The organism is Hymenobacter humi (assembly GCF_042665855.1).
In the GTDB taxonomy this organism is placed as follows: domain Bacteria; phylum Bacteroidota; class Bacteroidia; order Cytophagales; family Hymenobacteraceae; genus Hymenobacter; species Hymenobacter humi.
The window spans coordinates 3,624,725-3,649,600 of sequence record NZ_JBHTEK010000001.1 but is presented as its reverse complement, the minus strand read 5'-3'; the positions used below and the strand labels follow the sequence as shown (position 1 = coordinate 3,649,600).

Genomic DNA, 24,876 nt, shown 5'->3' with positions numbered 1-24,876 from the left:
CTTACTTGACGAAGCTGTTTAATACTTCAAAACGGCTGTCATCCTGAGCGTGCGAAAGACCTTGTCACTATGGAACGGCGCGTATTCAGCGGAGCTCCAGCCGTAATAAGGTCCTTCGCAAGCGATGACAATAGCAAAGAATCGACTTATCACACAGATTCATGAAAAAAGGCCACTCAACTGAGTGGCCTTTTTTATTATCAATCAACCGGTTTTCATCCCAACGGGGCTGGCTACAAAATCCGTGCAATCCGATAAATCCGGATGAATCCGTGGTTTAGACAGAGAAGCTCTCGCCGCAGCCGCACTCGCGCGAGGCGTTGGGGTTGTTGAACTGGAAGCCCTTGCCGTTGAGGCCGTCGGAGAAGTCCAGCTCGGTGCCGGCCAGGTAGAGGAAGCTTTTCATGTCGACCACTACGCGCACGCCTTTGTCTTCGAACTCCTGGTCCATGGGGCGCACCTCGTTGTCGAAGTCCAGCTTATAGCTCAGGCCAGAGCAGCCGCCGCCGGCCACAGAGGCGCGCAGGCGGTAAGTCTCATCGAGGTTCGCGTCTTGAATCAGGCGCGCCACTTTCTCTTTGGCTTTATCAGAAACGGTAATCATGGCAGTAGGAGGGCTGTGTCGCGCCCAATCTTATAGAATAATCGGAGGCGCAATTTAGACAAATTATAAACAAGGATTTTACTCCATTTGTTCACTCGCCCTTTATAAGCAGCGGCGGCTGTTACGAACTGGGGTTTAGCACCACGCTGAAAACCGTAATGGCGTTCAGGTCGCGGCCGAAGTACAGCTTGTCCAGCGCCTCATATACGTTGTGCGCCCGGAAATAAGAGGTTTGCAGCTCCCGGTCGCCGCGGGAGCGCCATTGCAGCGTGTAGGAGCTTTCGGTGTCGCGGAAACGCTTCACATAGTCCAGCATCTTCTGCAGGCATTCTACCTCGTCGCGGCCCGTTTCGTAGCGAAACAGGAAGTTTTGATGGTGACGCGGGTTCACCGTTATCAGGTCGAGGCGGGTTAGCCCTTCTACTTCCCGAAACTCAAACCGCAATTGCTCCGGCGTTAAGCCCAGGTACTGCTGAATCTCACGTTGCAGGCGCGCTGCTTCAAATTCGTCGGTCATGTAATAAAGAATGAGGAATGAAGAATGAGGAGTGAAGAATTAGCCCAACGACCAATTCCTCACTCCTCATTCTTCATTCCTCATTAAAGACTAGTGATGCGCCAGCTCCAAAGCGGGCAGGCCGTTCTTCACGCGGTAGTCCGAGATGGCCGATTTGATGGCATCCTCAGCCAGCACCGAGCAGTGAATTTTCACGGGCGGCAAGGCCAGTTCTTCCACAATCTCCATGTTGTCGATGGCCAGGGCCTCATCTACGGTTTTGCCTTTCAGCCACTCGGTAGCGAGCGACGACGACGCAATGGCCGAGCCGCAGCCGAAGGTCTTAAACTTGGCGTCGGTGATGGTGTTAGTGGCTTCGTCTACCTCAATCTGCAGGCGCATTACGTCGCCGCACTCAGGCGCGCCCACGAGGCCGGTGCCTACGTTCTTCTTGCTTTTGTCCAGCGTGCCCACGTTGCGGGGGTTGCTGTAGTGGTCAATTACTTTATCGGAGTAAGCCATGATTTTTTGCGTTTCTAGTTGTTTGTTACTTGTTTCTTGTTGTCGTTCTGGTGTCGGGGCTAGCAGTTGAGGTATCAAAAAACAAGAAACCGGCAACCAGCAACAAGAGACTCCTTAGTGTTCCGCCCACTCGATTTTGCTGAGGTCGACGCCATCCTTGAACATCTCCCACAGGGGCGACATTTCGCGGAGCTTGGTTACGGCTTCTTTTACGTGGCCGATGGCGTAGTCGATTTGCTCGTCGGTGGTGAAGCGGCTCAGGCCGAAGCGTAGGGAGGAGTGCGCCAGGTCGTCGCTCAGGCCCAGGGCCTTGAGTACGTAGCTGGGCTCCAAAGAAGCCGACGTGCACGCCGAGCCCGACGAAACCGCCAGGTCTTTCACGCCCATCATCAGGCCTTCGCCTTCCACATACTTGAAGCTGATGTTGGTAACGTGAGGGAGGCGGTGCTCAATTGAGCCGTTCACGTAGCTTTCTTCCAGCGTGGTCAATTCCTTTTCGAGGCGGTCGCGCATGGCGCTCAGGCGAGCAGTGTCGGCGGCCATTTCGAGTTGAGCCAGCTCGCAAGCCTTGCCCAAGCCCACGATGCCGGGCACGTTGAGGGTGCCGGAGCGCATGCCGCGCTCGTGGCCACCACCGTCCATCTGGGCGGTCACTTTAACCCGGGGGTTCTTACGACGCACGTAAAGGGCACCTACCCCCTTGGGGCCGTACATTTTGTGAGCCGTGAAGGCCATGATGTCGATGCCGTCGGCCATCACGTCGACCGGAATCTTACCTACGGCCTGGGTGCCATCGGTCATAAACAGGGCGCCGTGGCTGTGGGCAATCCGGGCGATTTCGCGGATGGGCTGAATCGTGCCGGTCTCGTTGTTGCCGTACATGATGGTGACCAAGATGGTCTCCGGCGTCATGGCGGCTTCGAGCTCTTCGAGGCTGATGAGGCCCTGCTCGTTCACGGGCAGGTAGGTCACGCGGCCGCCGAGCTTCTCGATGTGCTTGCAGGTGTCGAGCACGGCTTTGTGCTCGGTGGTGGCGGTGATGACGTGGTTGCCTTTCTGGCTGTACATCTCAAACACGCCCTTGATGCCCAGGTTGTCCGACTCGGTAGCGCCCGAAGTGAAGATAATCTCCTTGGGGTCGCAGTTGATGAGCTTGGCAATCTGCTCGCGCGAGTAGTCAACGGCTTCCTCGGCAGCCCAACCAAAGGGGTGGTTGCGGGAGGCAGCGTTGCCGAATACTTCGGTCAGGTAGGGCATCATGGCCTCTAGTACCCGCGGGTCGAGGGGCGTAGTGGCGTTGTTATCGAGATAAATGGGGAGCTTAAGCATTGCGCGCAGCGATAAAGCAGAGTGGTAAGCCAGCGAATAACTGGACCCTTGTAGAACACGGTTCCAAGGCAATCAGTTTTCTTTGGTCCCACAAAAGTAGATACAATCTAAATAAGGAATTGCGCCGAATTCTGTCAGTATAGCAAAACGCTCGATAAAACCACGTCTATTCATTGGTCAGCGGCATTTGCGCCCGCTTTTTCGTTTCTCTATGCTCACCAACCTCGAACACCTCGGCCTGGCCGTAAACGACCTGGAGGCTGCCACCGCTCTTTACACCACGCTGCTGGGCGTGGCTCCTTATAAGATGGAGCACGTGGCCAGCGAGGCCGTCGATACGGTTTTCTTCAAGGTGGGCGGCTCCAAAATTGAGCTGTTGGCGGGCACTTCGCCTGACAGTGCCATCACGAAGTTTCTGGCCAAAAAGCCCGAAGGCATTCACCACGTGGCCTTCGAGGTCGACGATATCCGGGCCGAAATGGCGCGGCTGCGGGGCGAGGGCTTTGTGCTGCTGAATGAGGAGCCCAAGCACGGCGCCGACAATAAGCTGGTTTGCTTTGTGCACCCGAAGAGTGCCGCCGGCGTTTTGGTGGAACTTTGCCAGACGATAAAGTAGCGCGGACTTTGTAGTCCGCGTATGAACGAACGATGCCAACGCGGACTACAAAGTCCGCGCTACATAAATCTGTCCCATGAAATTTTTCCAGCAAGAAGTAGATAGCGCCGTCGATGCCCTGCTGCTGCAGCAAGTCATTCTGTACCCCACCGACACCGTGTGGGGGTTGGGCTGCGACGCCGAGTCGCCACCGGCCGTGAAGGAGCTTTACAAGCTCAAGGGCCGGGCCGAGGGCAAGCCCAGCATCGTGCTGGTGGCCGATTTGGGCATGCTCCGACGCTATGCCGCCCAGGTGCCCGAGGAGCTGGAGCAGGCTGCTCGCGGCCGACACCCGGCCCACTACCTACATTCTGCCGGCCAGCCGGGCCGTAGCGCCCGCCCTCGTGGCACCCGACGGCACCGTGGGCCTGCGCGTGACCAAGGACGAGTTTTGCCACAAGGTGGTGCGGCGCCTCGGGCACGGGCTGGTGTCCACGTCGGCTAATAAGGCTGGGGAGCCCACGCCCGCGGTGTTTTCAGAGGTGGATGCCGCGATTTTGCGCGGGGCCGACCACGTGGTAAACTGGCGGCAGGACGACGAAACCCGCGCGGCTCCCTCGCGGGTGGTGCGCCTGGGCGAAGGTGGCCGGCTGGAAGTGGTGCGGGAGTAAGGCAATCTGTTAGTTTACAGTTAGTCATGTCGAGCGCAGCCGAGACATCTCGCTCGCGCTGCCTGTCATGCTGAGGCACGAAGCATCTTATCAGGTCAGCACGAATCGTTGAGCCGTGAGAAGCTGCTTCGCAGGCTCAGCATGACAGGCGATTAATGACAGACGATTGAGTTACTACCACACGCGAGATGTCTCGGCTGCGCTCGACATGACGCCTTTTGTGGCAGCAATAAGGCATAGCACCGACCTTTGCGGGCATGAAGACGCCCCAACTGCCCGAACTGCCCATTTTCCGAACCATCGCCGAAGCAGCGGCGGAACTCAGGCAGCCTGCTTATGTGATAGGTGGCTACGTGCGGGATTTGGCGTTGGGCCGTGAGAGCAAAGACATTGACGTGGTGACCGTGGGCGACGGCATTGCGCTGGCGCAGGCCGTGGGGGCCAAGCTACCGGGCCGCGGCCGGGTCACGGTCTTCAAAAATTTCGGTACGGCCATGCTGCCCACCAAAGAAGCCGGCGAAATCGAGTTTGTGGGGGCCCGCAAGGAAAGTTACCGCGCCGAATCGCGCAAGCCCGAGGTAGAAGCCGGCACGCTGGAGGAAGACCTGGCCCGCCGCGACTTCACCATCAACGCCCTGGGCCTGAGCCTGAATCCCGAAGACTTTGGGGCGCTGGTAGACCGCTACGACGGCATGAAGGACCTGGCCAGCAAGACCATCCGCACGCCGCTGGGGCCCGACGTGACTTTCTCCGACGACCCGCTGCGCATGATGCGCGCCGTGCGCTTTGCCTCGCAGCTCAATTTCGATATTGAGCCGGATACGTTCGACGCCATTATCCGGAATAAGGACCGGATAAAAATCGTGTCGCAGGAGCGCATTACGGTGGAGCTGAACAAGATAATTGAGTCGCCTGTGCCGAGCTACGGCTTCAAGCTGCTGTTCCAGACGGGGCTATTGCAGCTCATCTTCCCGAAGATGGCGCAGCTGCACGGCGTTGAAAAAGTGGGCACGCACGCCCACAAAGACAATTTCTACCACACCCTGCAGGTGCTGGATAACGTGGCCGCGGCCGGCGGCGACCTATGGCTGCGCTGGGCCGCCGTGCTGCACGACATCGCCAAGCCCGCCACCAAGCGTTACGACCAGCGTGTGGGCTGGACCTTCCACGGCCACGAAGACAAAGGCGCCCGCTGGGTGCCGGGCATCTTCGCTGAGCTAAAGCTGCCGCAGGGCGAGGAGATGCGCATGGTGCAGAAGCTGGTGCGGCTGCACCTGCGCCCCATTGCGCTGGTGAAAGAAACCGTGACCGACTCGGCGGTGCGCCGCCTGCTGTTCGAAGCCGGCGAGGACATAGACCGGCTGATGCTGCTGTGCCGGGCCGACATCACGAGCAAGGACCACGACCGTAAAGCCCGCTACCTGCGCAACTTTGGGCAGGTGGAGGAGAAGCTCAAGGAAGTGGAAGAGAAGGACCACCTGCGCAGCTTCCGCCCGGTTATCACCGGCGAAATCATCATGGAAACGTTTGGGCTGAAGCCTTCGCGGCAGGTGGGCGAGCTGAAGGAAGCCGTGATGGAAGCCATCCTCGAAGGCACCATTAAAAACGAAATGGAGCCAGCCCGGGCCTTCCTGTTGCAGCAGGGGGCGGCCATGGGACTGGCTCCGGAAGGAGGCGTGATTCACTCACCAAACCAAGCCTGACTTCTTTGTAATCGGACTATAGAGGTAATAATACGGGGAAAGTTGCGCGATGGCTACTTAAATAGCTGGAAGCGAGTATTCCAAGATGGAATGGGGAAGGCGGATGGGTGATAGTGCCCCCTTCATGCGGGTGTTCCTTGGCTCCGTAGCTAACAGCCATACTTACAAACGTTTCACGCTGGAAGGGCCGGTAGCGTCAATCTTGGCGCTGTTGGGGTTGCCGCTGTAGGCAATTTCGCTCGCGCCCACGGCGTCGCCCTTGATGCTTTGGGTCACGTGCAGGCGGGCTTTGCACACGCCGGCCACGTCGACCGTGGCGATGCGGGTTTGCAGGTTGGCGGCGGCCAACTCGCAGGCGCCGGCGGCGTCGAGGTCCAGGGCATCGGCGCGGCCGGTGGCGGTGGTGCGGCAGGCGCCGGCCTGCTCAATTTTCAGGGTGCCGTAGTCGCCGTTGAGGCGCAGGTGGCTGGCGCCAGCCTGCTCCACTTCCAGGCGGTCTTGCCGGTCGAAACCGCTGAGGTCGGCCTGCACGCTGCCGGCCAGTTCAACTTTTTCCACGCTGGGCATATCGATGTGGATGAGCACCTTCTCTTCGCGGCGGTTCCAGTTGCGGCCAAAAAACGACGAGTTGCGGGGCCGGATGGTGAGCGTGCTCCCGTCGCGCTCCACGCGTAGTTTGTCGAGGATGTCCTCATCGCCGCCGGCTTCTACCTTAAAGGTGTCGCCCTTGCGCAGCACCACCCGGTAGCCGCCCACTACGGTTACCCGGCTGAAGCCGCTTTCGTCGAAGTTGCGGCGGCCGCTGCCATAGCTTTCAAAATCGGTGTCGAAAGCCGGGGCCCCACCGTAGTTGAGCGTGGTGCCGCTGTTGCTGGCGTCGGAGTCGCCGTCGGTATTATCGGTGTCAATGTCGATGTTGACGTTGGAATCTTCCTCGTTATCCGTGGTGCCCAATTCCTTTTCGGTGCAGCCAATGCACTCCAGCTTGTTGCCGCGCAGGCGGTACTGGTACTGCTCGGGCTCGTTGGGGCGGCGGTTGTTCACGAAGTTGTCGTCGTCCAGCATGTTTTCGGCAAAGCGGCGGCTCAGGCGGAAGCTGCGGTCGCGGGGCAGGCGTAGCGTGAGGTTGAGCTCCTGGTTGCGGAACTTGGCGCCGGGCAGGAAGGAGAAATGGTCGTCGAACACCAGGGCCGAGTCGCCGCTGGTGCGCACCGTGTAGTCGATGGAGGTCAAGGCGTTGCGGCGGGCTTCGTCTTCCGAAGGGCCTTTGGCTCCGAGGGTGCGCAGCACTTCTACCGCACGGCCGCTATCGGCGCTGGCCAGGGTCACGTTCACGTGCTGCTCCCATTCGCGGTCTACGCGGCGGGCATCGAGGCGGACGACGGGCGTGCTGATGGCCGGGTACCGCTCCAACTGCTCCACCTCGGCATCGTACTGAAACTGGCGGCTTTGCTGCACCGCAGCCATGGTCACGCCCACAATGCTCAGGAGCCACAGGCCCAGCAGCGACAGGCCGGCCGTGCGGGGCAGGAACGAGCGGCGGAACAGCAGGTTCAGGCCCCCGAGCAGCATGCCGAGCGCGGGGAGGGCAAAGGCAAAGAAGCCAGCCAGCAGGCCCCAGGAGGGGATGCCGTTGAGAAAGACGTGGGCCGGAGCATCGCCAAACACAATGTTCTCCGAATTGGGAACCAGGCCCAGGGCCACGCCCAGGTACACGGCCGCAGTGAGCAGCAGCGAGAAGCCGGTAACGGTGAGCAGCACCCCCGCCACAATGCGGATGGCCGAGCCCACAAAATCAACGAGCGGGCGCAGGCCCGGGCGGCATCTTCTACAAACGCCCCCACCGGCCGGTTGGTGGTCGTGGGGGCGTCGCTAAAAGCGTTGTTACGCAGGCTGCTGTCGTAGCCTTCCAGCGTCACAGCGTCGCCGCGCATGCGCATCTTGTCCGAAACCGTTTTGGCTTCGGGCAAGACAATCCACAGGATGATGTAGAGCATAAGGGTAAAGCCCCCGGCGAATAAGCCGGCCAGCATAAGCACCCGCACCAGCGTCACGTCGATGTTGAAGTAAGCCGCCAAACCGGCCGCTACGCCCGCAATTTTAGCGGTGCCCGTGTCGCGAAACAGCTTGCGGCCGGCCAAGGGGCCCTGGTTGAGCATGGCGTCGTTGGGGGCCGGCGCGTCGTAGCGCTTGGGCAGCACTATCCACAGGATGACGTAGGCCAGAAAGGCCCAGCCGCCGAATTGGAAATGACCGTCGTGGCTGTGGTTGTCGAACACCTCAAACATGCCGGGCAGCACAAAGACGAGCAATATCCAGCCCAACCGCACCCATACCGGGTTGATGGCGAAGTACTGGGCGATGCCCGCCGCTACCCCGGCCACCTTGCGGTGCGCCATGTCGCGGTACAGGCGGCGGGGCTCCGTGGCAGTGGCAGCACCCGCGGTGGCCGTGCCAGCCGACCCAAAGGCGCCAGGGTTGCCATACGAGGTGCCGTAGCCAAAGGCGGCGTTGCCGGCCGTAGCGGTGTCTTCCACGTCTTCGGCGTCGAGGCTCATCGGTAGCGAAGTCGCTCACGCGGCCCATTTTGGCCGTCATGGCCTCCACGTCTTCTAGGGTAATTACCTGCTGAACAGGGGAGAGGCGGGCTGAGAAAATCTCGGCAATCCGGCCCTCAATGTCGGCCACAATGTCTTCGTGGCCGCGGTAGTGGGCAAAGTGCGCCTTCACCTCGGTCAGGTAGCGGCTGAGCACGTCGTAGCCGTCTTCCTCGATGTGAAAGATAATCCCCTGCAGGTTGATACTGATGTTCTTTTTCATGATTAAAGGCTGGAAAACTGCCGTTTAAATTCTGGTGAGTGAAGAAGGAAAAAGGCGGCGTAATCAAACAACGGGCTTCGGCGGGGCACTGTGCCGGATGATGCCCACGGAGGCGGCCATCTCTTCCCAGGTGTCGCGCAGTTCGCCCAGGAACTGGCGGCCGGTGTCGGTCAGGGTGTAGTATTTCCGGGGTGGCCCGCTGGTGCTTTCCTTCCAGACATAGTCCAGCAGCGCGGCATTTTTCAGGCGGGTCAGGAGCGGGTAGAGGGTGCCCTCCACCACTATCATGCGGGCCGAAGTCAGCTCCTCCAGCATGTCGGAGGCGTAGGCTTCGCCGCGGGCGATGATTTCCAGGATGCAGAATTCAAGGATTCCCTTGCGCATCTGAACCTGGGTGTTCTCGAGTTTCATGGGCGTTACAAATAGTAGTGGGTGAGAAACAGTACAAATGTATGGTAGGTACTTTGTAACGCAAGGTACTGGATGAATAATTCATCGATTATAACTAAAATATTTCATTAGTGGTTGATAATCAATAAGAAAATTTTTTATTTAAAAACGCACTTTTGCGATATTGCCGGCTCTGCCGGCACCTTGCCCGGGGCCGCGCCGGCGTGCCAAACCCCAAAAGCGGGGGCACCGGGCTGGAGCCGTAAGCGCAAAAACCGCTTGCCAGTCGAAGGCAAAGCGTGCACCGGCAGGGGCGGGCCTGGCTTCAGAAGCTCAGGTTATCTTTTTGGCCCGGATGTGGTGAGCCGGACGCACTATCTTGAAGTAACTTGCGTTCCGTCGGCGCATTTTTTACCCGCCTTCATCTCTATGCTCAACTTCTCCTCTGCCGCTCGCGGGCTGTTTCTTGTGGGGGCCAGTGCCGTGCTGGCGTTGCCGGCTACGGCTCAGTCTACCAAAACCCCCAAATACAGCAATGAATTTCTGAATATTGGCGTGGGCGCCCGGGCCCTGGGCATGGGCAAAGTGCAGGTGAGCCTGGCCACTGATGCCACCGCCGGCTACTGGAACCCCGCGGGCCTGGCCAACCAAACCGCCAAGTACGACGGCGTGCTGATGCATTCTGAGCTGTTTGCGGGCGTGGTGAAAAACGATTACGCCGCGTTTTCCATGCCGCTCGATGACAACAGCGCCGTGGGGGTGAGCGTGATGCGGCTGGGCGTCGACAACATTGCCGATACCCGTAACCTCATCAACGAGTACGGCTACATCGACTACAGCAAAATCGAGTATTTCTCGGTGGCCGACTACGCGCTGCTCGTGTCCTATGCGCGCAAGCTCGGCAACGTGGAAGGCCTGAGCGTGGGCGGCAACGGCAAAATCATCTACCGTAACATCGGCAAGTTTGCCCACGGCTACGGCTTTGGCATCGACGCGGGTGTGCAGTACAACTACAAGGGCTGGAACCTCGGCCTGATGGCCCGCGACATCACCACCACGTTCACGCAGTGGTCCATCAACGCCGACGAATACCAAAAGGGTATCAACAGCACCATTGCCAACGGCAACGACCCCATTCCCAAGAACAGCGCCGAAATCACGCTGCCGCGCTTCGTGCTCGGGGCAGGCCGCCGCTTCGAGCCTGCCCAAGCAGTTCACGGCCCTGGTAGCCGTCGACCTGGAAGCTACCACCGACGGCCAGCGCAACACCCCGATTTCGACCAAAGCCCTGAGCGTGGACCCGCGCGTGGGCCTGGAGCTGGGCTACAGAGACCTGGTATTTTTGCGCGGCGGGGCCGGTAACTACCAGAAAATCCAGGATTTTGCGGCCAGCAGCACCGGCACCTACAGCAGCAGCTGGAAGGGCCAGTACAGCCTGGGCGCCGGCGTGGCCGTGAGCGGCCTGCGCATCGACCTGGCCTTGTCGCGCCTGGCCGTCGAAAAACTGGGCAGCTCCTCCCAAACCAACTCCCTGATTGTCTCCCTGGGCTATGCCTTTAAGTAAGAAGCCGCGAGGCGGCGCTCCTTACGCTGCACTACCGTTTGAAGAAATATCTATCTACCGATTTATGGAAAAGAGTAGTACCGTAAAAATAAAGGCTTGCGGGTGGTTGCTGCTGGTGCTGTTGCTGGGCCTTAGCGGGCCCGCGGCGGTGGCGCAGTCGGGACCGTACGGCAACGAGTGGCTAGTGCCCAGCCAGCAATACTATAAGGTGAAGGTGACCCAAACCGGGATTCACCGCCTCACCTACGCGTACCTCACCCAAGCGGGCCTGAGCAACATCGACCCGAGCCGCCTGCAGCTCTGGCGCCGGGGCCGCGAAGTGGCCGTGTACCAAGGCGGCTCGCGCACCGTGTTCGACACCAACACCTACCTGGAGTTTTACGGGCAGCGTAATGATGGCCAACTCGACCGCGACCTCTACAAGACGGCTGCCGAGCAGCCCCACCAGCTGTATAGCTTTTATACCGATACGGCCGCTTATTTCCTGACCTACCCCGGCGCCTCAGCGCCCGCCGCTAAGCGCATGGCCGAGCCCATGGTGCCCGGCGGCACCCCGCACGCCTGGCGCCTGGCCACCAGCCTAAAAGTTGAAACCAATGCCTTTGCCGAAGCCGCCCGTGGCAGCACCTTTCTGCCGTGGCTGGAATCGGGCGAGGGCTTTTCTCGCAGTTGCTGGGCGGCGTTGTCACCGCTTCCACCGATTCGGTGCTGCGGGCCGTGGTGCCGGCGGGCACCGGTCCGGCTCCGCGCATTGAGCTGAGCGTGGTGGGCGGCACGTTTGCTTCGCACAACGTGGAAGTAGCCGTGCTGAACCCCACGACCAATACCTACCGGTCGTTGGCGCGCTTGGTTTTTCGGGCTACGCCGAAGCTGGTGGGCAGTATGCCCTGCAGCGCGCCGAAATTGGGCCCAATGGGCTAGTCACGGTTCGGCTTTCGGGCAGCACCGGCGGTACCGGCACTTCGGCCGACTATTTCCGGCGGGCATTTATGCGGGTGGTGGCCCCCAGGCCAACCGCTGGCTGGGACCGCGCCGCCACCTAGCGTTTGCCAACGACTCTCTGCTGGGCGGCCCGGCCACTTTTGAAGTAGACAGCATTCCGGCCTCGGTGGTGGGTTACGACATTCACGACCCCTGGAACGTGCAGCGCATTGCGCCCACGGCTGCCCAAGCCCTGGGGCCGCTGGGACGGCGCTTTGTGTTTCCCAGTGCCACCGAGGAGCAGTCGCGCCGCCTGCTGCTGGCCGATGCCCAGCGCCCGTTTACGCCCTCGCCGGCCAGGGCGGTGCGCTTCCGGGCCATCAACCAGGCCGCGGTGAACTTCGCCATTATCTCGCACCGCCAGCTCTACGGCTCGGCGATGGACGGCGCTACCTCGGTTCCCAACGCGGCTAAAGAATACGCCAAGTTCCGGGCTTCGACGGCCGGAGGCGGCTACGACACCCTGCTCATTACCACCGCGCAGCTCTACGACCAGTTTCACTACGGCGAACGGTCGTGGCTGGCCATGCGCCACTTTGGGCTGTGGCTCGCCGCCGGTGCCCCCAATAACGCCAACCGCTACTTGCTGCTGCTGGGCAAGGGAATTGTGCCCAGCGAAGGCGGCACGGGGTACCGCAACGGCGGTGAGCGTGGCCTGGACCTGGTGCCCACCAGCTCCCGAGCCGTATCTGATAACATGCTAACGGCCAATTTTCAGGCTGATGACTTTGTGCCCAAGCTGCGCACCGGCCGCCTCACCGTGACCACGCCACAGCAGGTAATGAACTATTTGGGAAAGCTGAGGACCCACGAGGCCTTGGGCCCCGAGCCCTGGCGCAAAAACGTCTTGCACCTGGTAGGAGGCCTGAGCCCCGCCGAAACGGCTGATTTTCGAGCCGTTATGGACCGGAACAAAGCCCGGGTAGAGCGGCCGCTTTTTGGCGGCAGCGTGAGCACTGAGACGCGGCTAACGCCTTCCGGCTTGCCTGCCACCATCAATATCTCGTCTTACCTGAACGCAGGTATTTCGCTCATGACCTATTTTGGTCACGGGTCGAACAACACCTTCGCGTTAAACTTTGGCGCGCCCTCTGACCCCGCCAATAATTATAATAACCAGGGCAAGTATCCTTTCTTTTATCTGAACGGCTGCGCGGCCAACCACACCTTTACCTCGGGCTACACCATCGTGGAAGATTGGCTGTTTGCCAGCCAGAAGGGTGCGTTGGGCTCGCTGGGAGAGTATGGCTTCAGCTACCCCGACCAGCTGGAAATTTCTATTGACACGGTTTACAAACTGATGTTTAACAACCCTCAGTTTTATGGCAAGCCGATAACCGCCATTCACGCCGAAGCGGTGCGGCGCCTGCAGAACACCACTTATTTCAACAACGACATTGGCGTGGAGCAGCTGCTGGGCACCGGCTGGCAGGGCGACCCGGCCCTGGCGCTTTTCGCGCCCGCGCTTCCTGATTTTGTGGCCAGGCTCGGCGTCGTTGTCCATCACGCCCGCTCCCGGCGATGGTCCCGTAAAAGCTTCATCCAGCAATTTTGTGCTGAATGTGGGCGTATCGAACCCGGGTAAAGTGACCACGGACCCGCTCGAAATAAAGGTGACGCGCACCTACAGTCTAAGCTTGGGACTACCACCAAAGGTGTATTCTCTTTTCACACGCCGCCAGGCCTGGGTGCGGGACACCACCTACGCTATTACGCTGCCCAATACGCTGGCCGAAGCCGGCACCAGCACGTTCCGCGTCGATTTGGACCCCAACAACAAGGTGCCCGAACTCAGCGAAACCAACAACACGGCTCAAGTTGACTTCACCTTCCTGCAGGGCGGCCTCACGGTCATCAACCCGGTTGAATTCGCGATTGTAACCACCAACTCACCCCGCTTGGTGGCGCAGAGCAACGACCGCAACGGCCCGCAGCGCGGCTACGATTTCGAGCTGGATACCGTGCCCACGTTCACCAGCGGCCTTGTGCTGCGGGCGCCGCTCATCACGGCCGGTGTGGTGGCCGAATGGCAGCCGACGCTGCCCGCCGTGGCCTCGCGCGACAGCGTGGTGTGGTACTGGCGCGTGCGCTTTCACACCCCGGCGATTGGCGAAGATGGCAGCTGGGTTACGTCCTCGTTTCGCGTGATTCCGACAAGCCCCGGCGGCTGGTCGCAAAGCCACTACGGCCAGCTGCAGCGCACCACCCGCACGGGCGTCGACGTGAGCGCCCCGGCGGGCACCTGGACGTTTGCCTCGGGCCAGGTGCCGCTGCTGCTGCGCACGCGCGGCGGCGGGGTGCCGCGCAGCGCAGCCCAATTCGTTTCGGTAACGGGCGCGGGCATCTACCTACAGTCGGCCGGGCCGCAACAATCGGTGATTGGCTGCGGCGTGAAGTCGCCCAACCTGCTGATTGCCGTGTATGAGCCCGGCGGCCTGCGCCCCGTGGCTATGCCGGCTACTTACCAGACCTGCGGACAGGCGCCCAACAACTTCTACTATTTCTCGGCCAGTGACCCGGCCACAGGAACGCTCGATACGCTCGACAACCTGAACTACAGCGCCACGCGCCAGCAGCAGCTGGCCAGCTTCTTGGCGGCCGTTCCGGCGGGCTCGTACGTCGCGGTGGTTTCGGCCAACCGGCTGCGCTATTCTTTGCTGCCGGCTTCGCTGAAAGCGTCGCTGCAAACGCTGCTGGGCTCGCAGCTCATCACGACGCTAGCCGATGGCGAGCCCTGGCGTTGGTGGGCCAAAAGCTAACCGCCACCACGGGCCGCCTGGTCCGCGAAGTGGGCCCCGACCGGTCCCTGACGATTCCGCCCTACAACCAGACCATTGAGCTGCGCGACAACCTGCAGCAGCGGGCCACCGCCGGCCGCGTAGTCTCGCCCCTGATTGGCCCGGCCAAAGAGTGGCTCAATCTGTACTCCACCATCCGCACCGCTACGGCCAGCGGCTATCACAAGCTGAGCGTGGTGGCCATTGACGCCTCAGGCCGCGAAACGGTGATGCTGCCCAACGTGACGTCGTCGGCCCAGGCACTGGCGGGCGTGTCGGCCACGCAGTACCCGTACCTGCGCCTGGAGCTGGCCCTAGGCGACTCCGTGACGCGCGTGCCGCCGCAGCTGCGCCAGTGGCTGGTAACCTACCGGGGCGTGCCCGAAGGCGTGGTGCGCCGCGATGGCGTGCCGGCCGCGACCTACGCGCCCGCTACGTTGGCCCAACAAGCCACTTCAACGGGCTCGCTCACGTTCCCCATCAAATTCCAGAACGTATCGGACATCGACTTCCTCGCGCCCCTCAAGGCGCAGGTGAGCCTGCGCAATACCACCACCAACATCGTGGTCAAAACCATCGAAGTCACCTTCCCCGGGGTGCTGGCTGCCGGCGCCACCGCCACGTTCAACGTGGTGATGGACGTGCGGAATGTGTTTGGTACGCTGGCCGTGGAGGCCTTCGTGAACCCCCGCCTGCAGCCCGAACAGCTCTATTCAAACAACGAGCTGCTGCTGGAGCCTTTCTCGGTGTCGGATGACAACCTGGCGCCGACGCTGGACGTGGCCTTCGACGGCCGCCACATCTTGAACGGCGAAATCGTGTCGCCCACGCCCATCATCAGCATTCAGCTCAACGATGAAGACAAGCTGAACCCCATCACCGACCGCACGGTGTTTACGGTGACCTTACAGAAAGGCAGTGGCACTCCCGTGCTGGTGGACCTGAACGGTCCGGAAATCAATTTCAGCGTGGATACCAAACAGGGCAGCGTGGCCAAGCTCGAGTACCGCCCGGGCCTGTCGGCCCCGCTCGGGGATGGCATGTACACGCTGCGTGTGCAGGGCCGCGACCCCAAAAATGCCAGCGCGGGCACGCAGGATTTCGAAGTAAAGTTTGAAGTGGTGAGCGTTTCCAAAATCACCAACGTGTATCCTTACCCGAACCCGGTGGTGAACAAGACGCGTTTTGTATTTACGGTGACGGGCCAGGAGCTGCCGCGCAACATGAAGATTCAAATCATGACCCTGACCGGCCGCGTGGTGAAGGAGCTGTTCATGGCCGACCTGGGGCCGCTGCACATCGGCAACAACATTTCGGAAAATGCCTGGGATGGCACCGACCAGTACGGCGACCGCCTCGCCAACGGCACCTACCTCTACCGCGTTTCGCTCGATGACCCGAGCGGGCAGTTCGGCCGCCGCGAAACCGCCGGCGACCGGGCCTTCAAAAACGACTGGGGCAAACTGGTGCTGATGCGCTAAAATCCTGATTCGGAAAACAAAAAAGGCAGCCCCAGCGGGCTGCCTTTTTTATTGGGCTGAATTATCCGAAGTATTAACGCCGCCGCAGCTTAACGAAGCTAAAGGCATAGGCGTGCTGCTCGTCGGCCTCGTGCCGTTCGCGGGTTTCTTCGCGCCACTCGCTCGGGTTGAGGGGCGGGAAGTAGGCGTCGCCCTCAAAGCTGTGGTGCACTTCGGTGAGGTAAATGACATCGGCCGCGGGTAGGGCTTCCTTGTAGATTTCGCCCCCGCCAATGACGCAGACTTCCTCGTCCAATTCGCGGGCGCGGTCCAGCGCGGCGAGCACCGAGGCGGCGGTTTCGCAGCCGGGCGCCGACCAGTCGCGTTGGCGCGTCACCACGATGTTGGGGCGCTTGGGTAGGGCCCGGCCCAGGCTGTCGTAGGTGCGGCGGCCCATCACTACGGGGTGGCCCACAGTGAGGCGCTTGAAGTGCTGCAAGTCGGCGGGCAGGCGGCCCCAGGGCAGTTCGCCCTTATAGCCAATAACGCCGTTTTCGGCCACCGCCACTACGAATGAAACCATTGCGAAAGGTTAGAGAAGTGTTCCGTAAAAATTGAGCTAAACGGATTGAGCCGGAAGCTTAAAGCCCCGTAGCAGCTCGGCGACGCTCATGCGCTTTTTGCCTTCCAGCTGCACATCGAGCAAATTGAGCCAAGCATCGGCGGCGGCCACGCGCAGGTAGTTGCGCCCATCGGAGGCCCAGGTGCCGGGGGCGGCCAGGGGCTGGTCGGCTTCTTCGGCGGGCAGGACCTGGGCCCTGAAAATCTTCAGAATACGGCCGTCGGGGAGGGGGCAAAGGCCGTGGGGATGGGGGAGAGGCCTCGCACCCAGTTCACGAGTTCGGCGGCGAGCCGGCTGAAATCGAGCCGGCCAGTTTCCTTCTGGATTTTGGGGGCCGCACGCAAGTCCTCCCCGTGCTCCTGCGGGGTGCTGGGCGCATTGCCAGCGGCAATGGCCTCGACCGAGCGGCGGGCCAGGGCCGCGCCGGCGGTTTTGAGCTTGTCGTAGAGGCTGCCGAAGTCGTCTTCGGGAACGATGGCCACCCGGTCCTGCAGTATCAGGTCGCCGGTATCAATTTCGTGCCGCAGGAAAAACGACGTGACGCCAGTTTCGGTGTCGCCGTGCATCAGGGCCCAGTTGATGGGCGCGGCGCCGCGGTACTGCGGCAGCAGCGAGGCGTGGATGTTGATGGAGCCCAGCCGGGGCATGTTCCACACGGCCTCGGGCAGCATGCGGAAAGCCACCACCACCTGCAAATCGGCGTTGTACGCCTTGAGCTCGGCCTGAAATTCGGGCGACTTCAGGTTGGTGGGCTGGAGCACGGGCAGGCCGTGGGCTTCGGCAGCCACTTTCACAGCGGAGGCTTGCAGCTGGCGGCCGCGGCCAGCAGGCCGGTCGGGAGCCGTGATGACGGCCACAACGCGGCCGCCCGGCCAAGCCAGCAGGCTTTCCAGGGTGGGCACGGCAAAATCGGGTGTGCCCATAAAAACGATGTTCAGCATAAAAGTCGGGGGTCGGGAAAGGGCCTAGCGCTCCGGGTAAAGCAGGTAGGTGCGGCGTAAGGTTTTGAACTTGCTCAGGCCGGGCTCCCACGACGCCCGGATTTCGGCTTCGCTCTTGCCGGCAATGATTTGCTGGCGCAGGGCTGGAGTGCCGGTCAGCTGCTCAAAGTATTTCCCGAAGAAATGCTCCTTGTCGGTGCTTTGCTTATAGAAGTCGAGCAGGTACTTGAGCACAAGGCCAGACGCATCCCGGGTGGGCGCCTTGGCCAGGTTCAGGCCGTAGCAGAGCTGGCCGTTGAGGGGCGGGGTGGGCGAGCCTGCGTTGGGCTTGGGCGTGAACGAGAACGGCCGCGTAGCCGGCTGGGTGGGGCTGCCGATGACCTCAAATGGTGTATCGGTACCGCGGCCCACGCTCACGTTGGTGCCCTCAAACAGGCAGATGCTGGGGTACAGCAAAATGGCCTGGTGGGTGGGCAGGTTGGGGGAGGGGCGCACGGGCGGCTGGTAGGCCGTGGCGTGGGTGTAGCCTTTGGCTACCGGCACTACCGTGAGCTTGCAGCGCTTGCCACCGGCCAGCCATTTTTCGCCATTTATCATGTTGGCCAGCTCGCCCACCGTGAGGCCGTGGGCGATGGGCAGCGGGTCGAGGCCCACGAAGGACTTGTGGGCCGGCTCCAGCACGGGGCCGTCCACGAGGTCGCCGTTGGGGTTGGGCCGGTCGAGCACCAGCACGGCCTTGTTTTGCTCGGCCGCAGCTTCCATCACGTAATGCAGCGTGCTGATGAAGGTATAGAAGCGCGCCCCGACGTCCTGAATGTCGAACACCAGCACGTCCACGTCGGCCAGCATTTCGGGGGTGGGCTTTTTGGTTTTGCCGTACACCGAGCGCACGGCCACGCCGCTGCGAGCATCGCGCCCATCCTTGATGGTGGCGCCATCGGCCTCTTCGCCCCGGAACCCGTGCTCCGGCGCAAAAATGGCCGTTACGTTCACGCCTTTTGCCCGCAGGGTGTCCACGAGGTAGGCATTGCCCACGCGTGACGTCTGGTTCACCACCAAGCCCACTCGCTTGTTCTTGAGCTGCGGCAGGTATTTCTCCAGTTGCTCGGCGCCCACTACCACCCGGGGCTGCTGCCGGCGGGGTGCTGGTCGGGGCTGAAGACGCTTGCGGCGCACTGGCGGAAGGAGCCGAGGCCCTTGCGGCAGGCTGCGAAGTACCGCAGGCCGGCAGGGCTAACAGTAACGACAAGGTGATTTTTGCGGGGAGTGCTATCATAAAGGAGAAAGGGGAGGGCTAAGAAACAAGACGTTGAGCTTCCGCGGCAGACAAGCGGAGCCGTAGCGTGCCCGATACCGGTTCAAAACGTAGCTTTACGGTCGAATAATGAATGTCGCCCGCTACATTTCGCAAAAGATTGACGGAGGAGCCGATTCTGGTTCGTTCACCTCGTCGGTTACAAAAATAGCCATCATCAGCATTGCCATGGGCTTGGCGGTGATGATAGTGTCGTTTGCCATCCTGCAGGGGTTTCGGAACGAGATTCAGAACAAGATTTTTTCGTTTGGCGCACACCTGCAAATCACGCGCTACGACACCAACAACTCCCTGGAAGTAGCGCCCATTGCCTCACCCGAACTGGTAGAGCAGCTGCACGAATTTCCGGAAGTAAAGTCCACGCAGCCATTTGCCGTGAAAACGGCCATCATCAAAACCAAGGACGAGGTGCTGGGCGTGGTGCTCAAAGGCATTGCCGAAACCGACGGCCTTTCGCCCATGCGCACCAACCTGCAGACGGGCAAGTTCATCAGCTTTCCCGATTCGGCGGCCAGCGACGACGTGCTGCTCTCGCGCAAGGTGGCCGACAAGCTGCGCCTTCAGGTGGGCGACAAGGCCCTGTTTTATTTCATTCAGAATCCGCCCCGCATCCGGCAGTTTCGGGTGAGCGGCATCTACTCCACCGGCCTCGACGAGTTCGACGAAGTCTACGTCATCGGCGACATCCGGCAAATCCGGGAGCTCAACTCGCCTGCCTGGCCCGACTCGCTGGTGGGCGGTATGGAAGTGGTGCTGAAAGACTTTGCCACTCTGGACCGCACGGCCGACAACTTCTACGAAAAGCTGCCCTACGACCTCAAAATCGACAAGATTACCGACCAGTACGCCCAGCTCTTCGACTGGCTGCAGCTGCTCAACCGGAACGTCATCATCTTCCTGATTCTGATAATTTTCGTGGCCACGTTCAACATGGTGGCCACCATTTTCATCATGATTCTGGAGCGCACCAATATGATTGGCATCCTCAAGGCCCTGGGCGCGACGGACAATCAAATTCGACGGATGTTTTTCTTCCGGGGGCTTTCGCTTACGGTCCGGGGCATGCTCATCGGCAACATCATTGCCGTAGGATTCTGCGCGCTGCAGTACTATTTCCACCTCATCCCCCTCGACCCCGAGAACTACTACATGGACCGGGTGCCCGTGTCATGGGACCCGCGCATGCTGCTGCTCTTGAACGTGGCCACCTTCGTCGCCTCGCTGCTGGCGGTGCTCATTCCCACATACTTGATTGCGCGCATCAAGCCGGTAGTAGCCATCAAGTTTGACTAGCGTTGGTTGAGCTGTTTTTCAGCCTGAGGTAGAGACGCAACATTTTGCGTCTCGTCGTTGAACGATACCCACGCGGCGCTGACGACGAGACGCAAAATGTTGCGTCTCTACCTCAGGCCCGCTAACTCAAACACTTTCCTGGGCTAAATCTTGGTGCTTTGCAGTATCAAATTCGGGTCGGGGCACAGCGCGGCCCATTTTTCGCGCTCGCTGGGCCGGGCCACGCCGGGGAAGTCGCCGTGGCGGCCTTCCATGTCGGCAATCACCTGAAAGTGCAGGTGCGGGGGCCAATCGCCGTTTTCCGGGTAAGGGCCTACAGTGGCAAATGCTTGACCTTTTTCTAGGGTTTGGCCCACGCGCAGCTGCGTCCATTCTAGGCGGCTGAGGTGGCCGTAGAGGGTGTAAAACACGGTGCCCTCCAACTCGTGCTGCAGGATGACGGTGATGCCGTAGTCGCCGAAATTGGCGTTGTCGGCCAGGCTGTGCACCTGCGCTGGCAGCGGCGCGAGCACGGGCGTGCCGGCAGCTAGCCACACGTCCACGCCCAGGTGCAGCGAACGGGCTTCTTCCACCTGACCCGGCCCGAAATGCTGGCTGCGGCGGTAGATAACCCGGTTTTCGAGGTAGCCGCCTATGCCGACGCTGGCGGCCTGCTCCGCAAGTATGGCGTTTACGATTTGTTCGAAAACGGCAGTGTCGCGCAGGTCGGCGTGGCATACCTTCGGGTTGTTGTCGGTCAAATCGAGGCGGGTGACGGCCGGGCCGTTAAGGTCTACGGGAAGCACGGGGCCCATTTCGGCCGGGTGCCGGAGCAGGAGGGGGTAAGTGACAAAGGCGTAAAAAACTTGGGCGAAGGATGAATAACAATAGGCAAATAAGCCTGGGCCGGGCGTCAACAGTTTCCGGAGGGAAGCTGTTAAATAGCAGCCGCGGCGGCAAGTTACCTTTGCGGCCGAAGCTGCGCCGTTGGCACTGCGAATTCTGATAAATTTTTTGTCATTTCTAGGTTCGGAAGTCTGCCCGCTGCGTAAAACCCGTAGAATTCCCAACACCCCATTCCCCCGCATGAGTTACCAAACGCTGACTGTTGTTGAGCTGACCCAGGAAACTGCCGATTCTGTTACCATCCACTTAGAGCGGCCCGACCGCCAGCCCATTGCCAGCCGGCCCGGGCAGTTTCTCACCCTCATTTTGCCCTGCGGCGCCAATGGTAAAAAAGAGCGCCGCGCCTACTCGCTGAGCAGCACGCCGCACGAGGCCCCGCGCTTGTCCGTCACGGTGAAGCGCGTGCCCGGCGGCCTGGTGAGCAACTACTTGCTCGATACCATAGAAGTGGGCCAGCAGATTGAAGTGATGGAGCCCCTGGGCAATTTCACGCTCAGCCCCAGCCCCAAAGCTGCCCGCTCGCTCGTGCTCATCGGGGCCGGTTCGGGCATCACGCCGCTCATGTCCATCCTCAAAGCAGTGGTGAAAACGGAGCCCAACAGCCACGTGCTGCTGATTTATGGCAACCGCAACGAAGAATCGGTGATTTTTCAGCAGCAGCTCGCCGACCTCGAGGCCAGCACCAACGGCCGCGTGCAGGTAGAGCACGTGTACAGCCAGCCCCTGAAGCCCGGCGGCCCCCACCGCCACACCGGCCGCCTCAACCGCACCATGATACTGCGCATACTAGAGCAGCGCCACCAGTTTCCGGCCGAGCAGGCCGAGTACTTCATGTGCGGTCCCGAAGGCCTGATGGCCGAAGCCCGCGCCGCCCTCGACCTGCTGAACGTGCCCGACGCCCGCATCCGCCGCGAGAGCTTCGTGGCTAGCGCCGACACCGCCGAAGCGGCGGCTGCCCAGCCAGGCGGCCACGGCGACGTATCGGACAGCCCGGCCGACGACACCAAAACCACCCGCACCGTCACCATTCAGTACGAAGGCAGCGAGTACCTCATTGAGGTACCCGCCGGCAAAACCATCCTCGAAACCGCCCTCGACCAGGATATCGACCTGCCGTATTCGTGCCAGGCCGGCCTTTGCACGGCGTGCCGCGGCAAGTGCCTCAGCGGCAAAGTGCATCTGGACGAGCGCGAAGGTTTGTCGGATTCCGAAATGAAGCAGGGCTACGTGCTAACTTGTGTAGGCCACCCGATGACGGATGATGTCGTTATTGAAATTGGGTAGAGTTTGAGGTGTTGAAGGTGCAGTTTTGCAGACCTTAGCCGAAGCAGCCCCACTAATGTGTTGTCGTGTGTAATTAACGTCTGTCATGCTGAGCGGAGCGAAGCACCTTCTCAGGTCAGCACGAGTCGTTGAGCCGTGAGAAGATGCTTCCTTCGTCAGCATAACAAACGATTAAGAGCAGGTGTACGGTCCGGCTGAGTGAAGCGAATCATGGCTGGGCTTTCAGTGGAGACTGTTCTACTTAAGTCAACTGCGCCACCAAGCCTGCAAAATAATTTCGTCCGGCCCGTGGCTTGCTCCGTAAAGCCAAGGCTAAGCCCAAGGGAACTCGCTACTCAATTCTCTTCCATTACTATTGTGTTATGACGCTGATTGCTGAACCTACTGCCGAGTCGGCTACCGACACCAGCCGGCCGCCGCGCACCTACTTGCCCGAAGACTTTCTGGTCACTGATTGGGCCGCAATTGAGCCATTCTTTCAGGAATTGCAAGACCGGCCAATTTACACCCCGGCCGACCTGGAGCGCTGGTTGCTGGACCGTTCAGAGCTGGAGTCGGTGCTGAGCGAGGACCTGGCGTGGCGCTACATCCGCATGACCTGCGACACGCAGGACGCGAGCCGGGCCGAGGCGTTCCAGTACTTCGTGAACGAAGTGGAGCCGCAGGTGGCCCCTTCGACCACGCCTTGAACGAAAAGATGCTGGCCTCGCCGCATCTCGCGGGGCTCGATGAGCAGCGCTACGGTGTGTTTCTGCGTTCGGTGCGGCGGGCCTCGGAAATTTACCGGGTCGAGAACATTCCGCTCAAAACCGACATTAGCACCAAGCAGCAGCAATACGCGGCCACGGTGGGCGCCATGAACGTGACGCTCGACGGCCAGGAGCTGACCCTGCCCCAGGCCGCTGACCGCCTGAAAAGCCCCGACCGCGCCGTGCGCGAAACCGCGTGGCGCGCCATTCAGGCCCGCCGCCTGCAGGATGCCAAGCCGCTCGATGAGCTCTTTACCGAGCTAGTAGGCTTGCGCCACCAAGTGGCCCTGAACGCTGGCTTCTCCAACTTCCGCGACTACATGTTCGCGGCGTTGGGCAGGTTTGATTACACGCCGCAGGACTGCTTCGACTTTCATCGGGCCATTCGAGAGACGGTGGTGCCGCTCATCGACGACTTCGACCTCGAGCGCCGCCAGGACCTCAATCTGCCGGCCCTCCGGCCCTGGGACCTCGACGTGGACCCCAGTGGCCAGCCCCCGCTGCGCCCCTTCGGTACCGGCGAAGAGCTGCTGGAAAAGACCATCACCGTCTTCCACAACCTCGACGCTTACCTGGGCGACTGCCTGCGCACCATGCGCCACATGGGCCACCTCGACTTGGAAAGCCGCAAAGGCAAAGCCCCTGGCGGCTACAACTACCCCCTGGACGAAACGGGCGTGCCATTCATCTTCATGAACGCCACCAGCAGCCTGCGCGACGTGGTGACCATGCTGCACGAGGGCGGCCACGCCGTGCACTCCTTCCTCACCCGCGGCCTGCCGCTGGGGGCCGACAAGCACCCGCCGTCCGAAGTAGCCGAGCTGGCCTCCATGAGCATGGAGCTGATGAGCATGGACCAGTGGCACGTGTTTTTCCCCGATGCCGAGGACCTGCGCCGGGCCAAGAAAACCCACCTGGAAAGCGTGCTCGAAACCTTCCCCTGGGTGGCCACGGTCGACAAATTCCAGCACTGGATTTACGAGAACCCCAACCACACCGAAGCCGAGCGCCACAGCCGCTGGGTGGAGATTTTTGACGAGTTCAACCAGCGCACCGTGGACTGGAACGGCCTGGAGTCGTTCAAGCCGTTCTTGTGGCAGAAGCAGCTGCACCTCTACGAAGTGCCATTCTACTACATCGAGTACGCCATGGCCCAGGCTCGGCGCCATTGCCGTGTGGCGCAACTTCCGCCAGAACCCGGCCGAGGGCCTCGCGGCCTATAAGCGGGCCCTGGCCCTGGGCTACACCGCGCCCATCGGTCAGATTTACGCGGCCGCCGGCATTCGCTTCGATTTCAGCACCGACTACCTGCGCACCCTCGCCGACTTCGTGCGTGAGGAAATGGCGGCGCTGTAGTTAGCTCAATTCCAAACCAAAAAGCCCCGGCTGCACGTGCAGCCGGGGCTTTTTTATGCGGGGTTATTCATTGCCGCACCTCATCACCAAGGCTTCCAGACAGGAAAGGGTGACATTTTGAAAGTCTTCATAATTGGAGGTGCTCGGCGGCGCTAAGGCGTAGCTGATGCTAAGCACTTCTCCGTCTTTCTGCTTGGGCAAGTAGGTCTTCCAAACATTGCCAGTTGGACGCAGCCGGGTACCATCGGCGAGCTCCAAAGTAGTGTGTTCGGTAGGGCAAATGGTAGTCCGGCCGTAGCAGAGGCGTACGGTGGCCGTGGTAGCGCAGGGCGAGGCTGGCTCAACGGATTCCTGCTCAGTGCAGCTGACCAAGGCGAGGGTGGCTAACATGCTCAAGCGAGCCCAGGATTGAAATGAGGAGATGTGACGCATACAGTGAGTCCAATTGTAATTAGAGGTCTTGTGCGGTTGACCGGGCCTCCGACTCCGGGGTTGCATGCGGTTGCGCATTATCTCTAA

General features: G+C 60.9%; 24 protein-coding genes and 3 pseudogenes. 14 read left to right on the top strand and 13 right to left on the bottom strand.

The features are described from left to right. Nucleotides 1–277 precede the first annotated feature (277 nt). The 4 genes from ACFQT0_RS20550 to ACFQT0_RS20535 form a co-directional block, all read right to left on the bottom strand. The gene (locus ACFQT0_RS20550) at nt 278–604 is read right to left on the bottom strand and encodes a HesB/IscA family protein (RefSeq protein ID WP_345058851.1); all 327 of its coding nucleotides are present in this window, start codon (nt 602–604) and stop codon (nt 278–280) included. A gap of 121 nt (nt 605–725) precedes the next feature. Next, nucleotides 726–1,121 (bottom strand): hypothetical protein, encoded by a 396-nt coding sequence (locus ACFQT0_RS20545; RefSeq protein ID WP_380204984.1) that lies wholly within the window; start codon nt 1,119–1,121, stop codon nt 726–728. A gap of 90 nt (nt 1,122–1,211) precedes the next feature. Continuing rightward, nucleotides 1,212–1,622, bottom strand: a complete 411-nt coding sequence (gene iscU / locus ACFQT0_RS20540; protein ID WP_035561862.1) for a Fe-S cluster assembly scaffold IscU — start codon at nt 1,620–1,622, stop codon at nt 1,212–1,214. 114 nt (nt 1,623–1,736) lie between these two features. Further along, nucleotides 1,737–2,951, bottom strand: coding sequence for an IscS subfamily cysteine desulfurase (locus ACFQT0_RS20535; protein WP_380204983.1), 1,215 nt, complete (start codon nt 2,949–2,951; stop codon nt 1,737–1,739). A 211-nt stretch (nt 2,952–3,162) separates the two neighbouring features. Between ACFQT0_RS20535 and mce the strand changes: the two genes are divergently transcribed. The 4 genes from mce to ACFQT0_RS20515 all read left to right on the top strand — a co-directional run bounded on the left by mce (nt 3,163) and on the right by ACFQT0_RS20515 (nt 5,920). Continuing rightward, nucleotides 3,163–3,567 carry a methylmalonyl-CoA epimerase gene (gene mce / locus ACFQT0_RS20530; RefSeq protein WP_380204982.1) on the top strand — a complete coding sequence of 135 codons (405 nt, stop codon included), beginning with the start codon at nt 3,163–3,165 and terminating at the stop codon, nt 3,565–3,567. A gap of 76 nt (nt 3,568–3,643) precedes the next feature. Next, nucleotides 3,644–4,051: an L-threonylcarbamoyladenylate synthase gene (locus ACFQT0_RS20525; protein WP_380204981.1), complete on the top strand. Its 408-nt coding sequence runs from the start codon at nt 3,644–3,646 to the stop codon at nt 4,049–4,051. Then, nucleotides 3,951–4,217: an L-threonylcarbamoyladenylate synthase gene (locus tag ACFQT0_RS20520; RefSeq protein ID WP_380204980.1), complete on the top strand. Its 267-nt coding sequence runs from the start codon at nt 3,951–3,953 to the stop codon at nt 4,215–4,217. Before ACFQT0_RS20525 ends, ACFQT0_RS20520 begins: the two co-directional genes overlap by 101 nt. A gap of 257 nt (nt 4,218–4,474) precedes the next feature. Then, nucleotides 4,475–5,920: a CCA tRNA nucleotidyltransferase gene (locus ACFQT0_RS20515; protein WP_380204979.1), complete on the top strand. Its 1,446-nt coding sequence runs from the start codon at nt 4,475–4,477 to the stop codon at nt 5,918–5,920. Between the two features lie 162 nt (nt 5,921–6,082). Here the strand turns inward: ACFQT0_RS20515 and ACFQT0_RS20510 are convergent, their stop codons facing one another. The 4 genes and pseudogenes from ACFQT0_RS20510 to ACFQT0_RS20495 all read right to left on the bottom strand — a co-directional run bounded on the left by ACFQT0_RS20510 (nt 6,083) and on the right by ACFQT0_RS20495 (nt 9,151). Continuing rightward, the gene (locus ACFQT0_RS20510; protein WP_380204978.1) at nt 6,083–7,711 is read right to left on the bottom strand and encodes a head GIN domain-containing protein; all 1,629 of its coding nucleotides are present in this window, start codon (nt 7,709–7,711) and stop codon (nt 6,083–6,085) included. A gap of 179 nt (nt 7,712–7,890) precedes the next feature. Then, nucleotides 7,891–8,319: pseudogene (locus tag ACFQT0_RS20505) on the bottom strand (PspC domain-containing protein); the annotation flags it as partial. Beyond that, complete coding sequence (locus tag ACFQT0_RS20500) at nt 8,201–8,740, bottom strand: hypothetical protein (protein ID WP_380204977.1); 540 nt, start codon at nt 8,738–8,740, stop codon at nt 8,201–8,203. The pseudogene ACFQT0_RS20505 and the gene ACFQT0_RS20500, both read right to left, overlap by 119 nt. A 63-nt stretch (nt 8,741–8,803) precedes the next feature. Then, nucleotides 8,804–9,151 (bottom strand): PadR family transcriptional regulator, encoded by a 348-nt coding sequence (locus ACFQT0_RS20495; protein WP_380204976.1) that lies wholly within the window; start codon nt 9,149–9,151, stop codon nt 8,804–8,806. Between the two features lie 408 nt (nt 9,152–9,559). On the opposite strand from ACFQT0_RS20495, the gene ACFQT0_RS20490 reads away from it, so the two are divergent. From ACFQT0_RS20490 to ACFQT0_RS20460, 7 genes are all read left to right on the top strand, one after another. Continuing rightward, complete coding sequence (locus tag ACFQT0_RS20490; protein ID WP_380204975.1) at nt 9,560–10,492, top strand: putative type IX sorting system protein PorV2; 933 nt, start codon at nt 9,560–9,562, stop codon at nt 10,490–10,492. Further along, nucleotides 10,473–10,694, top strand: a complete 222-nt coding sequence (locus ACFQT0_RS20485) for a hypothetical protein (protein WP_380204974.1) — start codon at nt 10,473–10,475, stop codon at nt 10,692–10,694. The genes ACFQT0_RS20490 and ACFQT0_RS20485 overlap by 20 nt, the downstream gene beginning before the upstream one ends. A gap of 64 nt (nt 10,695–10,758) precedes the next feature. Continuing rightward, a complete protein-coding gene (locus tag ACFQT0_RS20480) occupies nt 10,759–11,454 on the top strand; it encodes a hypothetical protein (protein ID WP_380204973.1) in 696 nt (231 codons plus the stop codon). Then, nucleotides 11,400–11,615 (top strand): hypothetical protein, encoded by a 216-nt coding sequence (locus ACFQT0_RS20475; RefSeq protein WP_380204972.1) that lies wholly within the window; start codon nt 11,400–11,402, stop codon nt 11,613–11,615. The genes ACFQT0_RS20480 and ACFQT0_RS20475 overlap by 55 nt, the downstream gene beginning before the upstream one ends. Next, the gene (gene porU2 / locus ACFQT0_RS20470; protein WP_449272094.1) at nt 11,518–13,260 is read left to right on the top strand and encodes a putative type IX secretion system sortase PorU2; all 1,743 of its coding nucleotides are present in this window, start codon (nt 11,518–11,520) and stop codon (nt 13,258–13,260) included. Before ACFQT0_RS20475 ends, porU2 begins: the two co-directional genes overlap by 98 nt. Nucleotide 13,261: 1 nt before the next feature. After that, on the top strand, nt 13,262–14,434 hold the full coding sequence (locus tag ACFQT0_RS20465) for a hypothetical protein (protein ID WP_380204970.1): 1,173 nt from the start codon (nt 13,262–13,264) through the stop codon (nt 14,432–14,434). Beyond that, nucleotides 14,419–15,933 carry a hypothetical protein gene (locus ACFQT0_RS20460; protein WP_380204969.1) on the top strand — a complete coding sequence of 505 codons (1,515 nt, stop codon included), beginning with the start codon at nt 14,419–14,421 and terminating at the stop codon, nt 15,931–15,933. The genes ACFQT0_RS20465 and ACFQT0_RS20460 overlap by 16 nt, the downstream gene beginning before the upstream one ends. Nucleotides 15,934–16,006: 73 nt before the next feature. Here ACFQT0_RS20460 and ACFQT0_RS20455 read toward each other — a convergent pair whose 3' ends face one another. From ACFQT0_RS20455 to ACFQT0_RS20445, 3 genes and pseudogenes are all read right to left on the bottom strand, one after another. Further along, nucleotides 16,007–16,495 carry a dihydrofolate reductase gene (locus ACFQT0_RS20455; protein WP_380204968.1) on the bottom strand — a complete coding sequence of 163 codons (489 nt, stop codon included), beginning with the start codon at nt 16,493–16,495 and terminating at the stop codon, nt 16,007–16,009. Nucleotides 16,496–16,531: 36 nt separating this feature from the next. After that, nucleotides 16,532–17,457: pseudogene (gene fmt / locus ACFQT0_RS20450) on the bottom strand (methionyl-tRNA formyltransferase). Nucleotides 17,458–17,499: 42 nt separating this feature from the next. Beyond that, nucleotides 17,500–18,651, bottom strand: coding sequence for an exo-beta-N-acetylmuramidase NamZ family protein (locus ACFQT0_RS20445; RefSeq protein ID WP_380204967.1), 1,152 nt, complete (start codon nt 18,649–18,651; stop codon nt 17,500–17,502). Nucleotides 18,652–18,859: 208 nt separating this feature from the next. Between ACFQT0_RS20445 and ACFQT0_RS20440 the strand changes: the two genes are divergently transcribed. Further along, nucleotides 18,860–20,083 carry an ABC transporter permease gene (locus ACFQT0_RS20440; RefSeq protein ID WP_380204966.1) on the top strand — a complete coding sequence of 408 codons (1,224 nt, stop codon included), beginning with the start codon at nt 18,860–18,862 and terminating at the stop codon, nt 20,081–20,083. A 143-nt stretch (nt 20,084–20,226) separates the two neighbouring features. Here the strand turns inward: ACFQT0_RS20440 and ACFQT0_RS20435 are convergent, their stop codons facing one another. Further along, nucleotides 20,227–20,877 carry a peptidoglycan DD-metalloendopeptidase family protein gene (locus ACFQT0_RS20435; RefSeq protein ID WP_380204965.1) on the bottom strand — a complete coding sequence of 217 codons (651 nt, stop codon included), beginning with the start codon at nt 20,875–20,877 and terminating at the stop codon, nt 20,227–20,229. A gap of 271 nt (nt 20,878–21,148) precedes the next feature. Between ACFQT0_RS20435 and ACFQT0_RS20430 the strand changes: the two genes are divergently transcribed. Then, complete coding sequence (locus ACFQT0_RS20430) at nt 21,149–22,252, top strand: 2Fe-2S iron-sulfur cluster-binding protein (protein ID WP_380204964.1); 1,104 nt, start codon at nt 21,149–21,151, stop codon at nt 22,250–22,252. 362 nt (nt 22,253–22,614) lie between these two features. Continuing rightward, nucleotides 22,615–24,357, top strand: a pseudogene (locus ACFQT0_RS20425) (M3 family oligoendopeptidase). 63 nt (nt 24,358–24,420) lie between these two features. On the opposite strand, the gene ACFQT0_RS20420 reads toward ACFQT0_RS20425, so the two are convergent. After that, nucleotides 24,421–24,615 (bottom strand): hypothetical protein, encoded by a 195-nt coding sequence (locus ACFQT0_RS20420; protein ID WP_380204963.1) that lies wholly within the window; start codon nt 24,613–24,615, stop codon nt 24,421–24,423. Nucleotides 24,616–24,876 lie beyond the last annotated feature (261 nt).

Excerpts from the sequence above, each read along its gene's own strand:
- ACFQT0_RS20550 (WP_345058851.1), bottom strand. The coding sequence starts at position 604 with ATGATTACCGTTTCTGATAAAGCCAAAGAGAAAGTGGCGCGCCTGATT.
- ACFQT0_RS20545 (WP_380204984.1), bottom strand. The coding sequence starts at position 1,121 with ATGACCGACGAATTTGAAGCAGCGCGCCTGCAACGTGAGATTCAGCAG.
- iscU (WP_035561862.1), bottom strand. The coding sequence starts at position 1,622 with ATGGCTTACTCCGATAAAGTAATTGACCACTACAGCAACCCCCGCAAC.
- ACFQT0_RS20535 (WP_380204983.1), bottom strand. The coding sequence starts at position 2,951 with ATGCTTAAGCTCCCCATTTATCTCGATAACAACGCCACTACGCCCCTC.
- mce (WP_380204982.1), top strand. The coding sequence starts at position 3,163 with ATGCTCACCAACCTCGAACACCTCGGCCTGGCCGTAAACGACCTGGAG.
- ACFQT0_RS20525 (WP_380204981.1), top strand. The coding sequence starts at position 3,644 with ATGAAATTTTTCCAGCAAGAAGTAGATAGCGCCGTCGATGCCCTGCTG.
- ACFQT0_RS20515 (WP_380204979.1), top strand. The coding sequence starts at position 4,475 with ATGAAGACGCCCCAACTGCCCGAACTGCCCATTTTCCGAACCATCGCC.
- ACFQT0_RS20500 (WP_380204977.1), bottom strand. The coding sequence starts at position 8,740 with ATGAAAAAGAACATCAGTATCAACCTGCAGGGGATTATCTTTCACATC.
- ACFQT0_RS20495 (WP_380204976.1), bottom strand. The coding sequence starts at position 9,151 with ATGAAACTCGAGAACACCCAGGTTCAGATGCGCAAGGGAATCCTTGAA.
- ACFQT0_RS20490 (WP_380204975.1), top strand. The coding sequence starts at position 9,560 with ATGCTCAACTTCTCCTCTGCCGCTCGCGGGCTGTTTCTTGTGGGGGCC.
- ACFQT0_RS20480 (WP_380204973.1), top strand. The coding sequence starts at position 10,759 with ATGGAAAAGAGTAGTACCGTAAAAATAAAGGCTTGCGGGTGGTTGCTG.
- ACFQT0_RS20455 (WP_380204968.1), bottom strand. The coding sequence starts at position 16,495 with ATGGTTTCATTCGTAGTGGCGGTGGCCGAAAACGGCGTTATTGGCTAT.
- ACFQT0_RS20440 (WP_380204966.1), top strand. The coding sequence starts at position 18,860 with ATGAATGTCGCCCGCTACATTTCGCAAAAGATTGACGGAGGAGCCGAT.
- ACFQT0_RS20435 (WP_380204965.1), bottom strand. The coding sequence starts at position 20,877 with ATGGGCCCCGTGCTTCCCGTAGACCTTAACGGCCCGGCCGTCACCCGC.
- ACFQT0_RS20430 (WP_380204964.1), top strand. The coding sequence starts at position 21,149 with ATGAGTTACCAAACGCTGACTGTTGTTGAGCTGACCCAGGAAACTGCC.